Here is a 14,349-nt window from a genome sequence, read left to right on the forward strand (position 1 = left end):
TTGACGTTTCGTTCTGTTCAGTTTTCAAAGATCAACGCAACTATCTTTCAGAAGCGACTTAAACATCTTATCATTTTGCCTGATAATTTGTCAACTCTTTTTTTAAAAAGAATTTTCTTAAGTTTAACTTTTGATAACATTGAACTCTATCGGACGAATAATAATATAACATGATTCGCATATCATTGCAATATAAATTTTAATAAATTTATTAAGTCTTTTCTTATGAAACATACTTTGTCCCATATATAAATATATTAACAAAAAGCATTCATAAATGAAAGGTGTAATTTAATATGGTTGGAAATTTTGCACTTGTTTTATCCATGATCATGACATTTTTTCTTTTTTATTATGTAGTTATGGAAATGAAGCGAGAAAAATCGCCTGTTCTTTCACTCCATATTTTATTAGTAGTAGTTATGGCATTTGTTTTCTCCGGTTTAGCTTATATATTTATTTAATGGTTAACTTTTCTTTTTGGGGATTTACCGTCTAAGACAAAAAATACTACACTTACTATAATGATAATCCCTCCAATTACTTGTGTTATGACAATCTTTTCATTAAATATATAGTAAGCTAATATCGCGGCTCCAATAGGTTCGAAAAGTATTGCCATTGAAATGGTGGCTGTACTAATCCATTTTATACACCAATTAAAAATTGTATGCCCCAATAAGGTCGGAAAAATAGCTAATAGAATAAAGTAAATCCAGTCTTGAGTATGTAGATGGTAAAAAGGCTCCTTTTTCATTAAAATGTATAGAAATAGTACTATAGAACTAATCGCATAAACGATAAACGTATATGTCATTAGCGAAAGCCTTTTTCGGATATTTTGACCAATCAACAAATAGCCCGTAACAAGTGCGCATGCTGCAAGTGCAATAAAATCACCTAGCAGAGCCTTTCCATTTATCGCAAAATCTCCCCAACTAATAATAAAACTTCCTATTACAGCAATAACCCCGCTAAGAATAGCCTTGGCAGAGAAAGACTCCTTAAAAATCAGGAAAGCACCAATAAATGCAAAAAGCGGCTGCAAAGTAACCAGGACGGTTGAGCTTGCGACAGATGTAAGATTTAATGATTCAAACCACAAGATAAAATGAAATGCTAAAAAAATCCCTGCAATAATGGACTTGACCCAATCTCCCAACGTAATAGCCCTTACTTCCCTTACGTTTTTCACCAAAAAAAACGGCAGCATCATTACTACAGTAAAAAATAAACGGTAGAATGCTATTACACCAGAATCAGCAGATGATAATTTTACTAGAATTGCAGATGTGGAAACAGCAATTACCCCTACTATCAATGCAAAGTACGGATTTACTTTCGGAGTTTTCATACAATTCTCCTTCTATCTATTACAATATTGTATATGAAATGACATACATCATTGTAACCCTTTTCTATATAATTACCAACCAATAATTTTACTTCCTTTATTCAAACAATTCTAGAATTGAAAAGAAAACCACTTGAGTTGACGACTAGCCTTGTAATTTCGATTGTAGTTCTCTTACAATCATTCCCATTTAAATCTACCTATACATTTCCTGATTATCATGATATCCCGATAAGTATGGATCCGCTACGACTAGCTGCACAAATTGTTTTAGATAGAATCAGAGATTTATAAGAGAAAGGTAATTTAAATAAAGTAAATGGCCTTGGTTGGATATCAAATATCGGTTTCGGAAATCTATAATGAAATATCAGACATGAATGAAGTTTTGAGTACAGATATCGGTGGTTGCAAGATTATATGTAAAAAAAAAGCGAAGCCGCACAAAACATAGGCTTCGCTTTTTTAGCTATTTAGAATTTTTGATTTTAAACATTGCTATAGTAATTAATGTAAAGGCTATGAAGGCCAGCAGCGGTATTGTAATGAAACCAAGCCAGTTTATATACTGTCCGGAACAAGGAACTCCGCTGGAACAAACCTGAACTTCTTTCATGAACGGTACTTTTTGTATACTGTAGTGGTATATAGATACTATCATTCCAATTATGGATAAAGGAAGGACATATTTATATATTTTATTATCATGATGAAAAACTGCAACTCCTAATATAATTACCAAAGGATACATTAGAATTCGTTGGTACCAACACAGCGTACAGGGAATAAACTTCATTATCTCGCTGAAGTACAAGCTTCCTAACATTGCAACTATAGCTGTCACCCACGCGAAACCAAGAGCTTTATTCATTTTATTTCCCCTTTGTTGCATCATTTATCATGTTCATAAGATCCTCGTATGTTTTCCCTGTAAATTGTTTACCGTTAATAAAAAACGTTGGAGTAGAATTTACTTTGAGTTTGTCCACATAGGATTTATCTTTAGCTAACGCATCTTTATAACGTTTTTCCGCAAGAGCCTTTTCTACCTTTTGTACGTCTTTATCACTAACAATTTCTTTTAAAGTATCTTGTAAAAAAGAATCTGTATATAAGTCGATACGCTCATATTTTTCATCTTCCGGCTGCTTTTTATATAGCAAATCGTGGAATTTCCAAAAAGCATCATTTCCTAGCTCGCCGTATACTGCCTCTGAAAACAATGCAGCTCGTTTAGAATCCGTATTAATAAATGGATAATTCATAAAGTAGAACTTTACTTTTCCTGAATCAACCAGACTTTTTATCGTTGCAGGATATACATTTTCTGTAAAATTCTTGCACACAGGGCATTTATAATCGCCAAATTCCACAATTTTAACTGGGGCACTGCTGCTACCTAAATATGGCTGATTTTTATAGTCAAAATCAAAGTCTGTACTATTTTTACCCGATAGCTTACTTAATAAGACCAATCCAACAATACAAATCACCACAAGTCCTACTACCCAATAAAAGAAGGTTCTCGATGAATTGTTTGCCTTTTTTAAATTACTCATTTGTTTTGCCATTATTTCACCTCAATAATCCATTTCTATTTCAGGTTGCCTTTTATAGAATTATAAAACTTAACAATTAAACTCTTCTAACAAATCATACTATACTTCTATGACAATTGTATAATTCCCTTTGTATTTTCGTAAAATTGCCATATCCTTCAATCCGATTAGTAACTTTATGTAAGTAACTGTATAATAATAAGTGAATTGAGTCAAGTAATAACATAATTAAATGGGACCACTCATTGTGATCCCATTCCAAGTGCTATTTATCCAGTTTTACAGAAATAGCCGGTGAAGAATATACTTTCAAACATCCTTCTAAATCGGATTCTTTTAAAAATCCTAAATGAATAGCAGATTTAATTTTTTCCTCATCTGGCCGTTTTACTATTTGTATTAAATCATGTAATTTTAAATCTTCCAATCTTTGAACTGTCTGCGTTTCATCATACTTTTCTGTTTTTCGAATAAGCCTTTGTAATTTATAGTCCCCGATTTTAACTTGTCCTTTTGTATTGAGCCCTACCTGTTGATCAAAAAAATGATGGAAAGCCTTTTTATATTCTTCCATTTTACTTTCAATTTCTTTTTTTTGTTGGCTCCATTCAAAATATTGCGTTACCATTTCTTCTGTAACAAGATCCACCTGTTTTCTCATGCCTTTTCCCCCATATTTACTAGATAGTTCATCATATGGTAATAAAGCAATAAATATGACAAGGGGAATTGTTATTGGTCCACCTGCAGAACCCTTAATGCGAGATGATTTAAATATTTATGTTGGAAACATTCCTTGTCAAAGCTTAATGGTTGGGCAATCCTATTATTGCTTATTTAGCTTAATCTATAAGAGATCATTGGTAAATTTACCAAGCGAAGTCAATTGTGATGGCAACATCCATTCAATGGTAACTGCGCATTACGGAACCTTATTCAGCGAAGATACTAGTTCTCACCAATCACACAAAAAAACGACATTCCCTCGAAAATACGAGAAATAATGTCGTTTAGAATATCGATGGAGCATAGGGGGATCGAACCCCTGACCTCTTGCATGCCATGCAAGCACTCTCCCAGCTGAGCTAATGCCCCTTCACTATATTTAAAATTATAGTAGCTTTTGCAAAAACTTCAAGTGTATTTTTTCAAAATAGTTATACACTAAATCAAATGAGGAAATAATGGAAATTTGAGGAGCTGATAAAATGCTTCAGAACGTATATTTCCGCATTCTTCGCTGGCCAATTATTATAAAACTGCTGCTGCTTATTTTCGGATTAATTATTTCATTCGGTATTGCCATACATTATGTAGAGCCTAAACAGTTTCCAACGATTTTTACCGGGATATGGTGGGCAGTAATTACTACTGCCACGGTTGGATATGGGGATGTATACCCCATAACCGTTAAGGGGAGAATTTTAGGCATTTTCCTTGTCCTAACCGGGGCAGGAGTGGTTTCAGCATATTTCGCCTCTATTGCAGCTTCTACAATTCGGATTCAAAATGCGGCGGTGAAAGGAACAAAAATGTTTACAGGACGAAATCATATTATTGTAGTCGGATGGAATGGACGTTCTAAAAATGTCATTGACCAATGGCTGGATCTAGATAAGAATCAGGCTATTGTGCTAATAGATGATACACTAGATCGAAATCCATACCCTACTCATCAGGTACATTTTGTAAAAGGGAAAGCATCAGTCGATGAAACCCTTTATAGAGCGGGGTTAAAAAGTGCAAAGTATATATTAATAACGGCAGATCAAAATGAAAATGAATCACATGCAGATATGGGATCTATTTTGATACTACTCGCTGTAAAGGGGTTCCATCCTGATATCTATTGTGTAGTAGAAATTTTAATGAATGAAAATGTAATTAATGCAAAGCGCGCTGGTGCTGACGAAGTGATACAAACGAATGCGCAATCGAGTTATATTATGATAAATTCATTATTATCCCATGGTATGTCAGATACCATTTTAATGATGCTAGATCATATAAAAGGCAATCATCTAAAGTATATTCCGATGACAGAGAGATGGAATGGGAAATATTTCGAGGAAATCAGCACATATCTAAAAGAAGAAAGAAAGTTACTAATTGGGCTAAAAAGAGGGGATCAAACCATCATTAACCCCCCAAGCCATTTTCAAATCCTTACTTCTGATCAATTACTTGTTATAGCAAATTAAATTTTATAGTAAAATTTGCTCTAATTCTCGAACAAGTTCTTTTCCAAAGTCTACATATTTTTTAGGGATATCTGCATCCTCGTCCTTCGGTTCGGCAAATTGATCGAAGGATGCAGATACATTTCCTATCCCTGCAAAATCATCCAGATCATTTTGGTATACATGCGTTAAGATAAAAGGTGTTCCCAACTCCACTATCGTTCCATCGGTATCCAGTGCACCCTCTATAGAACTAAAAGGCAATCGTAAAAAGTGATACCCATCATCATCAGCCATTTTAAAATCAAAAAATCCATGATCATAATCCCATCCACCGCCAATCGAATAGCCGATTGGTTTTAGCATCTGTTCTAATTTATATAATTCAAAATGTTCCCCTTCAATTTGTGATGGAATTTTATACATAAAGAAGCCACTCCTTTGTTTTTTATAGTTTTCCAAAGGAGTGGCTTAATATTCTTTATTTAGAGTAACTTGATTAACTCTACTTTAATCTCTTTTCTAACTCTTTTTTCTTCTCTTCGAAACCTGGTTTGCCGAGTAAAGCAAACATATTTACCTTATATGCCTCCACTCCAGGCTGGTCGAATGGATTAACGCCTAATAAATACCCGCTAATCGCACAAGCTTTTTCAAAGAAATATACTAAATATCCAAATGTGTATTCATCCATTTGAGGGATTTCTACCACTAAGTTTGGAACTCCGCCATCTGTATGAGCTAAAAGAGTGCCTTCAAATGCTTTATTATTTACAAAGTCTACTGTTTGCCCTGCAAGATAATTTAGTCCGTCAAGATTATTCTGTTCTTTGTCAATCTTAAGTTCATGACGTGGTTTAGATACCTTAATCACTGTTTCAAATAAATCACGACGTCCCTCTTGAATATACTGACCTAATGAATGAAGATCAGTTGAGAAATTAGCAGAAGATGGGAAGATACCTTTTTGATCTTTACCTTCACTTTCTCCAAAGAGTTGTTTCCACCACTCAGAGAAATATTGTAATCCTGGCTCATAGTTAATGAGCATTTCAATTGTTTTTCCTTTATTGTAAAGGATATTCCTTACTGCAGCGTATTGATATGCAAGATTATTTTCAAGCCCCTCCGCTCCAAAATCATTTCTTGCTTGTGCTGCTCCTTTCATCATGTCTTCTATGTTAGCACCACTTACTGCAATAGGAAGTAAACCGACTGCCGTTAATACAGAGTATCTGCCACCAACATCATCTGGAATCACAAAGGATTCATATCCTTCTTCATTCGCTAGTGTTTTTAACGCTCCCCTAGCCTTGTCTGTGGTTGCATAAATACGTTTTCTGGCTTCTTCTTCTCCATATTTTTCTTGCAGTAATTTTTTGAAAATCCTAAATGCAATAGCTGGCTCTGTAGTAGTTCCTGATTTAGAAATCACATTGATAGAGAAGTTTTTATCCTGTAAAAGGTCCATGACGTCTGTCATGTAGGTAGAACTAATATTGTTTCCTAAAAAGATAATTTGCGGTGTCTTCCGTTTTTCTTTTGAAAGAACATTATAGAAGCTGTGATTAAGCATTTCTATCGCTGCTCTTGCGCCTAAATAAGAACCGCCAATCCCAATAACAAGCAATACATCCGAGTCATTCTGAATTTTCTCAGCAGCCTTTTGAATACGGTTAAATTCCTCTTTGTCATAGTTTACCGGTAAGTCAATCCATCCCAAAAAGTCATTACCTGCTCCTGATTTATCATGCAAAGTACGATGAGCTGTCTTTACTGCATCTTTCAGATATGTAATTTCATGTTCTCCAAAAAAAGTTAATGCCTTTGAATAATCAAAACGAATATGCGACATATTCTATTCCTCCTTTTGAGCTCTTACTGTTTCACTTTATCGAAAGAAAGTCTATTTTTCAAGAATGGTACATCAAATAATCTTACTTAACCCCATCATTAGTATGAATAATTTTTTAGAAAGTAATGCAATCTATAAACGAATCATCATAAAAAGGAGGAAAAAAGGATGAGTGCCATTCAAAGAATCGCATTAGTATTTACCATTATTGGCGCTATTAACTGGGGTCTCATCGGATTTTTTCAATTTGATTTAGTAGCAGCAATATTTGGGCATGCAAGTGCATTAACAAGAATTATATATGGAATTGTTGGAATCGCTGGTCTTATCAACCTTGGATTACTATTTAAACCTAATCCAGAACTTGAACGCTCAGAGGCGAGGACAACTCGTTAACAAAAGAAAAGCAACTCTCATTGAACGAGAGTTGCTTTTCTTATTAGACCCAACCTCTAAATTTAGAGGCTTCTGCAGCATTGCGCAATCCAACCATATAGGCTGCTAATCGCATATTAACATGGCGTGTTTCTGCAGTTTTATATACATTGTTAAAAGATGCTACCAGTTTGGTTCGAAGCTTATCATTTACTTCCTCTTCAGACCAATAGTATCCTTGATTATTTTGCACCCATTCAAAATAAGAAACAGTTACACCGCCAGCACTCGCAAGAACATCTGGTACTAATAATACACCGTTATCATTTAAGATTTTGGTTGCTTCCATCGTGGTAGGACCATTTGCGGCCTCTACGATGATGGACGCTTTAATATTATGTGCATTATCTGCAGTAATTTGATTGGAGATAGCAGCGGGAACAAGAATATCACATTCCAGCTCTAAAAGCTCTTTATTTGTTATCTTATTTTCAAATAGTGTTGTTACTGTACCAAAGCTATCACGACGATCGAGCAAATAATCGATATCTAAACCGTCAGGATCATGTAAAGCACCATAAGCATCAGAAATCCCTATTACTTTTGCTCCGTAATCATGGAGGAATTTTGCCAAGTAGCTTCCTGCATTTCCGAACCCTTGAATTACAACCCTGGCCCCATTCAAATTGATTCCTTTCTTTTTAGCAGCTTCTTCAATACAAATGGTTACACCTTGAGCAGTTGCCTTTTCACGTCCTTCTGATCCGCCTAAAACTATAGGTTTCCCAGTAATGAAACCAGGTGAGTCATTTTCACGTAAACGGCTGTATTCATCCATCATCCATGCCATTATTTGTGAGTTAGTATAGACATCTGGTGCAGGTATATCTTTTGTAGGACCAACAATTTGACTGATTGCGCGCACATACCCGCGGCTAAGACGTTCAATTTCATTCATGGACATGGTTCTTGGATCACACACAATTCCACCTTTTCCCCCGCCATACGGTAGACCTACAATCCCGCATTTCAAAGTCATCCACATGGATAGAGCCTTCACTTCATCCTCATTCACTTCGGGATGAAAGCGCACTCCCCCTTTTGTAGGTCCAACAGCATCATTATGCTGAGAGCGGTAGCCTTGGAAAACTTTTACCGTACCATCGTCCATCCGTATAGGAATTCTTACAGTCAAAACTCGTAATGGTTCTTTTAAAAGCTCATACATTTCATCATTAAAACCTAATTTTTCTAGTGCCTCTTTTATAATATCCTGCGTTGACGTAAATAAATTTAGATTCTCTTCCATCGATTTCGCCTCTTTATTGTAAATAATCGTGTGACGCTTGAATTGTACCATTAAGATAATACTTTTTTAATCCGTTCAATTGCCCAATCTAAATCTTCCTTAGAAATTACTAGCGGAGGGGCAAAACGGATTACATTTTCATGAGTTTCTTTACATAGTAACCCTTCTGCCTTAAGTAACTCACAATACTTTCGAGCTGGTTCATCTAGAACGACTCCAATAAATAACCCTTTGCCACGAACCTCTTTAATCATTGGATTCTCAATTTCTTTTAGACTTTGCATAAAATACTCTCCAAGCTCACGAGAACGTTCTGCAAGTTCCTCATCCAGTAAAACGTCCAAGGCTGCTATAGAAACTGCACATGCAAGCGGATTTCCACCAAATGTAGAGCCGTGAGAACCCGGATTGAATACTCCTAAAATGTCTTTATTAGCTACTACACATGAAATAGGAAAAACACCGCCTCCTAAGGCTTTCCCTAATATATACACATCCGGAGTAACTTCTTCCCAATCACAAGCAAATAGTTTTCCAGTGCGGCATAAACCTGATTGAATCTCATCCGCAATAAACAATACATTATTTTCTTTACATAACTCATATGCAGCTTTTAGAAAGCCCTCCGGTGGAATAACAATACCAGCTTCCCCTTGAATTGGTTCCATTAAGAATGCAGCTGTATTTGGAGTAATCGCTTTTTTCAATGCTTCAATATCTCCATAAGGAATCAATTTGATGCCTGGCAGCATTGGTCCAAAGCCTCTCTTATATTCCTCATCAGAAGATAGCGAAACCGCTGTCATGGTACGACCATGAAAATTACCTTCACATCCAATGATTTCAGCCTGATCAGGAGCCACTCCCTTTACATCGTACGCCCATCTGCGTGCCGCTTTTACAGCCGTTTCCACCGCTTCAGCTCCTGTATTCATAGGCAATACCATATCCTTGTTTGTTAGTTTAGATACTTTTTCATACCAAGGCCCAAGCTGATCACTGTGAAACGCACGGGAGGTTAAGGTTACGCGATCGGCTTGTTTTTTTAATGCAGCAATAATCTTTGGATGGCGATGTCCTTGATTAACTGCAGAATATGCACTTAACATATCCATATACCTATTACCCTCTGGGTCCTTGACCCAAACACCTTCTGCCTCCGAAATAACGACTGGCAGCGGATGATAATTATGTGCACCATAGTTTTCAGTTTGTTCGATTAGTTGTTGTGATTTTGTTAATGTCTCCAATTTCTTATCCCCCTATCGTTATATAACAAAGCCTTCTCCTAAATAGATAGACTCCTATTTAAAGTTTACTAGATACTTTGCGTATGAAGGTCCTTCTAGTTTTCCATCACCAAATGGCTTAGTATTTTATTATATGCAGCTTGGTCCACAACAGGACCTTTAAAGATTTTATCACTTACTGAGTTGCCTACTCTTTGTAATGGAATAATTAGACCGCCTCCTTAAATGACATATATTTACTTCAAAACATGACATTAGTGCAAAAAAAATTTGCATTTAGAAAACCCTTACAATATAATAATGCAAAAATAGATTGCATATTTCAAGTGCTTTTTCGAAAATTTTTAAGGGGGGTGATTTCTAATGGATAACGAAACCTTATTAACTGTTTATAAAATGGTTCTTGACTTTTTGGATGTAGGGATTCACGCTGTTGATCAGGATGGCAGGACAGTCATTTATAACAAGAAAATGATGGAAATTGAAGGAATGGACATTGAGGATGTATTGGACAAGAACATTTTGGATGTTTTTCAATTTTTTCAAGATGAAGGAAGTACTTTAATACAAGTATTAAAGACAGGAGAACCTATTCTTAACAGTAAACAAAAATATTTTAATAATCGTGGATTAGAGATTAATACTGTCCATAGTACCTATCCATTAAAAAAGGAGAGTAAAATAATCGGGGCTGTTGAAATTGTTCAAGATGTGACAAAGCTCGAAAGAATTCTTGGCAGTAAGCTGGTAAGGAATGAATTTGCTTCCTATACATTTGAACAATTAGAGACCAACAAATGGTATCCGGAAGAAGTGATTCAGATAGCAAAACAAGCCTCTGCCATGTCCTCTCCTTTGTTTATCATTGGTGAACATGGAACATATAAAAATATTATTACTCAAAGCATCCATTATCATAGTGAAGTACAAGGGAATTTTTATTATCAAGATTGTGCTGAACTTTCCGGATCTTACTTAGAAAATATATTATTTGGGGAAAAGGATCAGGAAGGAATTCTCGAAATGGCAAACGGTGGTTCTCTCTTATTAGAAGAAGTACACTATTTGCCATTAGAAATTCAATCAAGGTTATTACATACATTAAGGAACAATAAAGTAAGACGAAATGGGGAGGCAAGTGAAAGATCTTTTCACGTCCGAATCATGGGGAGTATAAGTGATGATCCCATTGAAACAATTACAGAGGGAAAATTACTAAAGGATCTATACTATTATTTGAGTCAATCTTCTATCGTCCTTCCACCATTAAGAAATAGAAAACAGGATATTCCCGAAATGGTAAATGCATTTATTCATAAATTTAATGAAAGATTCAAGATGAATGTTACCAATATTTCCGAAAAAGCGCTTAAAGAGCTCGTTGAATATGATTGGCCAGGAAATATCAAAGAATTGGAACATATCATAGAAGAAACTATGAAATTAATGAAGAACGAAGAAATAATGGAGTATCATCACCTGCCTGCCAATTTCAATCATAGAATTGCAGAGGAAAATGAGTTCTTATTTCAAAGGGATAAGGAAATAAAACCTCTTGAGGAATATTTGCAGGAAGCAGAAACTTACTATATTCAAAAAGCTTTACAATTTCACGATTACAATATTACGAAAACAGCTAACGCTCTGCAAATGAGCAGACAAAATTTGCAATATCGAATAAGAAAACATGGTATCGTAAAAAAATAAATCCAGGCATATGCCTGGATTATTTTTTAATTAAATCTTCCCGTTCTGATTGTGAAATCCACTCTTGTAATTTTTCCTTTAATGTATTGAAGCCTTCAGTCGGTTCCTCTGTTTTTACACTTGCTTGACGGCGACGTGGTTTAGAAGTTGCTTGTGTAGCTTTTGGTGCTTCTTCTGTCGCACGGATGGACAAGCTAATTTTTCCGTTCTCTTCATCAACAGAAAGGACCTTTACTTTTACTTCATCTCCAATGCTTAAAACATCATGAATATCTTTTACAAAACCGTGCTTAATCTCGGAAATATGAACTAAACCTTGAGTATTATCATCTAATGCAATAAATGCACCATATGGTTGAATTCCCGCTACTTTTCCCGTTATAACTGATCCAATTTCATAATTTGTTGTCATGGAACCACTCCTATTTTTATTAGTGTTTTTCTCGTGTATATACGCAATAAAAAATTATATCATAACAGTTAATATCACGCAAAAATAAGCCCATGTAAAGAATAACCATCTTGTATTTTGCAGAATCATCATTCTATGTTTAACAACAAATTGGAACAAAATTTTCAAGATTCCCCATAAATGACTATTATCTTATTGTGGTACAATAGCAATAATAGGAATGGATAAGGAGGAATAACATTGGCTTCATTTGCAGAAAATCTAAAATTTTACCGTGAACAAAGAAATTTATCACAAGAAGAATTGGCCTTAAAAGCAAGATTAGGTACGGCTGTGATTGAAAAATATGAATCTGGTGAGCAAATTCCAAATACAGAGACTATCTTCAAACTTTCGACCATTTTAGATGTTCCAGCATCGTCCCTTTCAGATGAAAATCAAAAATAATTAGATTTTGGAATTATTTTTTTCATTGCCTAGTTTATTATTATTTATTTTTGGCTATCCTTATACCACAAGGCTTTCTGTTAGTGGAGGCTCACTTTTGAGCTGAAGCTACACTAGTATTCCCCCTTTTTATTTTTATTTTTTGACGAGACAATTTTGCCTCGTCCTTTTTTATGCCCTTCTGTTTAGTCAATTTAAGGCGGAAATTCATATGAATACACCGTCCCTGTAGATACCCTACCACCTTCTACCATCTTTACAGCATCTATCGGACTCAATTATTAAATGATGATACGTAAATTTCTTCGATTTTCTGTCTCCAATATTTAGACAAATACTTTTCTCATAATTGGTACTAACATGGACATAATGAAAATGAAAAAATATCCTTTGTAAGGGGAATAGAATCGTGAAGCAATTGTTTAAATTAAGCTCCTCTTGGTTTCCTATCTGGTTAATATCATTATTGATGCTTGTCATGGTATGCGTGTATCTGCCAATCTTCAAAGGCGCAAAGCAAAATATGTCTGATGTTCCCCTCATTATTGTAAATGAAGATAAGGGAAAAGTTGGCGATGCTATATTATTAAATCTTATTGAGAAACAAAATGGAAATTCCTTTAAATGGGTTGTCGATAAAAGCAGACAGCAAGCATTGACGGATTTAAAAAATAACAAAGCATACGGCGCATTGATCATTCCTTCTAACTATTCAAAAGGTCTGGGCAATGTACACGACACACTAATAACAGGTATTACAAATGGGAAACCTGCTAAATTAGAAATTTTCTTGAACGAAGGGATTGGGCAAACTGCATCCATGATTGCGAGTAATACCCTTCAAACCGTCGCTTTATCTGCTTCTAATGGAATTAGCAGTCAACTAAAAAAAGAGCTTGCACAAAGAGGAATAAGAGTAGTACCGGAAAATGCTTCCCTACTAGACAAACCAGTAGTGGTTACTTCCAAGAATGTACTGGGTCTGCCGGTTAATCTTAATAAAGGAATGACACCGTTCGTTATGGCCTTAATCTCATCCATCACCGGGATGTTGGGAGCAAATATGATCCATGGATATCTTTTGCGGGGAAATGGCACGCTGAAGAAAAGGGGATCTGCGTTAAGTGAGTCTGAAGTTCTTCAATCAGAAATCATTTTTGGTATAATTTTAACCTTTTGTGTTTCCATTGTAATCCAGCTTGGCGTATTTGGGCTTTTCGCGAGCGCACATTCTTCAAGCATTTTGATGATATTTTTATTCACTTTTTTTAGTATCACCACAATGTTTCTACTATTCAAAACTATTGCAGTTTTTTTAGGTGGATGGGGAATGTTAGTAATGTTCCCGTTGAATTTTATGGGAATATTTTCAAGCGGAGGCGCATTTCCTTTATCGACATTACCAATCGTTCATCGACTGTTCAGTTTTATTTTACCTACAAGATATATTGTAGACGGTATAAGGGCATTACTTTATTATGACGGAAGATTACAAGCAGGACTTGGAAATGCTTTATATGCACTATCCATCTATTTTATATTGACTTTGGCGATTCTTATCGCATTTATCAATTTGACGAAAGTATCGAAAGAAACGGTTGTAGATGAAAGCGGCAAGAAAATAGAAGTAGAAGTGACCAATGAAATTCCTCATCAATCATCTGACCATAAAGCAGAGGCGCAACATGCTAAAAGAGGAAAAGATGAGATGTTTCGTCAAGCTTTAAGTAATTTAGCAAAAGGAAATCCAGAAGAGGCTCGTCTTTTCAAGAAAGAACAACTCGAAATGAAAGATGAAGAGTTCCGAAATGCATTAAAATCGTTACATAAGAAAAATAAATGAAACAAGTGGATGTGAATAATAGAAAAAATTTGTATCAACGTCCTGTTAATGGTATGCA

General features: G+C 35.2%; 15 protein-coding genes and 1 tRNA gene. 6 read left to right on the forward strand and 10 right to left on the reverse strand.

Going from position 1 to position 14,349, the window contains the following annotated elements:
* Nucleotides 1–296 precede the first annotated feature (296 nt).
* Nucleotides 297–464, forward strand: a complete 168-nt coding sequence (locus tag CWO92_RS25485) for a hypothetical protein (RefSeq protein ID WP_158175273.1) — start codon at nt 297–299, stop codon at nt 462–464.
* On the opposite strand, the gene CWO92_RS16415 is transcribed toward CWO92_RS25485, so the two are convergent.
* The 5 genes from CWO92_RS16415 to CWO92_RS16435 all read right to left on the reverse strand — a co-directional run bounded on the left by CWO92_RS16415 (nt 461) and on the right by CWO92_RS16435 (nt 4,008).
* Nucleotides 461–1,354, reverse strand: coding sequence for a DMT family transporter (locus CWO92_RS16415; RefSeq protein WP_101355294.1), 894 nt, complete (start codon nt 1,352–1,354; stop codon nt 461–463). The two genes, CWO92_RS25485 and CWO92_RS16415, sit on opposite strands and share 4 nt — an antisense overlap.
* Before the next feature lie 469 nt (nt 1,355–1,823).
* Nucleotides 1,824–2,225 carry a disulfide oxidoreductase gene (locus tag CWO92_RS16420; RefSeq protein WP_101355295.1) on the reverse strand — a complete coding sequence of 134 codons (402 nt, stop codon included), beginning with the start codon at nt 2,223–2,225 and terminating at the stop codon, nt 1,824–1,826.
* 1 nt (nt 2,226) lies between these two features.
* The gene (locus CWO92_RS16425; protein ID WP_101355296.1) at nt 2,227–2,925 is read right to left on the reverse strand and encodes a DsbA family protein; all 699 of its coding nucleotides are present in this window, start codon (nt 2,923–2,925) and stop codon (nt 2,227–2,229) included.
* 253 nt (nt 2,926–3,178) lie between these two features.
* Nucleotides 3,179–3,574 carry a hypothetical protein gene (locus CWO92_RS16430; protein ID WP_101355297.1) on the reverse strand — a complete coding sequence of 132 codons (396 nt, stop codon included), beginning with the start codon at nt 3,572–3,574 and terminating at the stop codon, nt 3,179–3,181.
* 361 nt (nt 3,575–3,935) lie between these two features.
* Nucleotides 3,936–4,008: transfer RNA gene (locus CWO92_RS16435), tRNA-Ala, on the reverse strand.
* Nucleotides 4,009–4,121: 113 nt separating this feature from the next.
* Between CWO92_RS16435 and CWO92_RS16440 the strand changes: the two genes are divergently transcribed.
* Nucleotides 4,122–5,114 (forward strand): potassium channel family protein, encoded by a 993-nt coding sequence (locus CWO92_RS16440; protein ID WP_101355298.1) that lies wholly within the window; start codon nt 4,122–4,124, stop codon nt 5,112–5,114.
* Between the two features lie 3 nt (nt 5,115–5,117).
* Here the strand turns inward: CWO92_RS16440 and CWO92_RS16445 are convergent, their stop codons facing one another.
* Nucleotides 5,118–5,519: a YugN-like family protein gene (locus CWO92_RS16445; RefSeq protein WP_101355299.1), complete on the reverse strand. Its 402-nt coding sequence runs from the start codon at nt 5,517–5,519 to the stop codon at nt 5,118–5,120.
* A gap of 79 nt (nt 5,520–5,598) precedes the next feature.
* A complete protein-coding gene (locus CWO92_RS16450; protein WP_101355300.1) occupies nt 5,599–6,948 on the reverse strand; it encodes a glucose-6-phosphate isomerase in 1,350 nt (449 codons plus the stop codon).
* A 168-nt stretch (nt 6,949–7,116) separates the two neighbouring features.
* Here CWO92_RS16450 and CWO92_RS16455 point away from each other — a divergent pair, with 168 nt between their 5' ends.
* Complete coding sequence (locus CWO92_RS16455; RefSeq protein WP_101355301.1) at nt 7,117–7,344, forward strand: DUF378 domain-containing protein; 228 nt, start codon at nt 7,117–7,119, stop codon at nt 7,342–7,344.
* 43 nt (nt 7,345–7,387) lie between these two features.
* Here CWO92_RS16455 and CWO92_RS16460 read toward each other — a convergent pair whose 3' ends face one another.
* Together CWO92_RS16460 and CWO92_RS16465 are read right to left on the reverse strand one after the other, a co-directional pair.
* Nucleotides 7,388–8,632, reverse strand: coding sequence for a Glu/Leu/Phe/Val family dehydrogenase (locus tag CWO92_RS16460; RefSeq protein ID WP_101355302.1), 1,245 nt, complete (start codon nt 8,630–8,632; stop codon nt 7,388–7,390).
* A 50-nt stretch (nt 8,633–8,682) separates the two neighbouring features.
* Nucleotides 8,683–9,882, reverse strand: a complete 1,200-nt coding sequence (locus CWO92_RS16465; RefSeq protein WP_101355303.1) for an ornithine--oxo-acid transaminase — start codon at nt 9,880–9,882, stop codon at nt 8,683–8,685.
* Nucleotides 9,883–10,245: 363 nt separating this feature from the next.
* Between CWO92_RS16465 and CWO92_RS16470 the strand changes: the two genes are divergently transcribed.
* Nucleotides 10,246–11,589 carry a sigma 54-interacting transcriptional regulator gene (locus tag CWO92_RS16470; RefSeq protein ID WP_101355304.1) on the forward strand — a complete coding sequence of 448 codons (1,344 nt, stop codon included), beginning with the start codon at nt 10,246–10,248 and terminating at the stop codon, nt 11,587–11,589.
* A 19-nt stretch (nt 11,590–11,608) separates the two neighbouring features.
* On the opposite strand, the gene yugI is transcribed toward CWO92_RS16470, so the two are convergent.
* The gene (gene yugI, locus CWO92_RS16475; protein WP_101355305.1) at nt 11,609–12,001 is read right to left on the reverse strand and encodes a S1 domain-containing post-transcriptional regulator GSP13; all 393 of its coding nucleotides are present in this window, start codon (nt 11,999–12,001) and stop codon (nt 11,609–11,611) included.
* A gap of 240 nt (nt 12,002–12,241) precedes the next feature.
* Here yugI and CWO92_RS16480 point away from each other — a divergent pair, with 240 nt between their 5' ends.
* Entirely contained in the window at nt 12,242–12,448 is a 207-nt protein-coding gene (locus tag CWO92_RS16480; protein ID WP_101355306.1) for a helix-turn-helix domain-containing protein, read from the forward strand.
* 409 nt (nt 12,449–12,857) lie between these two features.
* The gene (locus CWO92_RS16485) at nt 12,858–14,291 is read left to right on the forward strand and encodes an ABC transporter permease (protein WP_101355307.1); all 1,434 of its coding nucleotides are present in this window, start codon (nt 12,858–12,860) and stop codon (nt 14,289–14,291) included.
* Nucleotides 14,292–14,349 lie beyond the last annotated feature (58 nt).

This window comes from Heyndrickxia camelliae (assembly GCF_002844575.1).
GTDB lineage: Bacteria > Bacillota > Bacilli > Bacillales > Bacillaceae_C > Margalitia > Margalitia camelliae.

What these genes read in the sequence shown, in the direction of transcription:
- CWO92_RS25485 (WP_158175273.1), top strand. Translation starts at nt 297, where the DNA reads ATGGTTGGAAATTTTGCACTTGTTTTATCCATGATCATGACATTTTTT.
- CWO92_RS16415 (WP_101355294.1), bottom strand. Translation starts at nt 1,354, where the DNA reads ATGAAAACTCCGAAAGTAAATCCGTACTTTGCATTGATAGTAGGGGTA.
- CWO92_RS16420 (WP_101355295.1), bottom strand. Translation starts at nt 2,225, where the DNA reads ATGAATAAAGCTCTTGGTTTCGCGTGGGTGACAGCTATAGTTGCAATG.
- CWO92_RS16425 (WP_101355296.1), bottom strand. Translation starts at nt 2,925, where the DNA reads ATGGCAAAACAAATGAGTAATTTAAAAAAGGCAAACAATTCATCGAGA.
- CWO92_RS16430 (WP_101355297.1), bottom strand. Translation starts at nt 3,574, where the DNA reads ATGAGAAAACAGGTGGATCTTGTTACAGAAGAAATGGTAACGCAATAT.
- CWO92_RS16440 (WP_101355298.1), top strand. Translation starts at nt 4,122, where the DNA reads ATGCTTCAGAACGTATATTTCCGCATTCTTCGCTGGCCAATTATTATA.
- CWO92_RS16445 (WP_101355299.1), bottom strand. Translation starts at nt 5,519, where the DNA reads ATGTATAAAATTCCATCACAAATTGAAGGGGAACATTTTGAATTATAT.
- CWO92_RS16450 (WP_101355300.1), bottom strand. Translation starts at nt 6,948, where the DNA reads ATGTCGCATATTCGTTTTGATTATTCAAAGGCATTAACTTTTTTTGGA.
- CWO92_RS16455 (WP_101355301.1), top strand. Translation starts at nt 7,117, where the DNA reads ATGAGTGCCATTCAAAGAATCGCATTAGTATTTACCATTATTGGCGCT.
- CWO92_RS16460 (WP_101355302.1), bottom strand. Translation starts at nt 8,632, where the DNA reads ATGGAAGAGAATCTAAATTTATTTACGTCAACGCAGGATATTATAAAA.
- CWO92_RS16470 (WP_101355304.1), top strand. Translation starts at nt 10,246, where the DNA reads ATGGATAACGAAACCTTATTAACTGTTTATAAAATGGTTCTTGACTTT.
- yugI (WP_101355305.1), bottom strand. Translation starts at nt 12,001, where the DNA reads ATGACAACAAATTATGAAATTGGATCAGTTATAACGGGAAAAGTAGCG.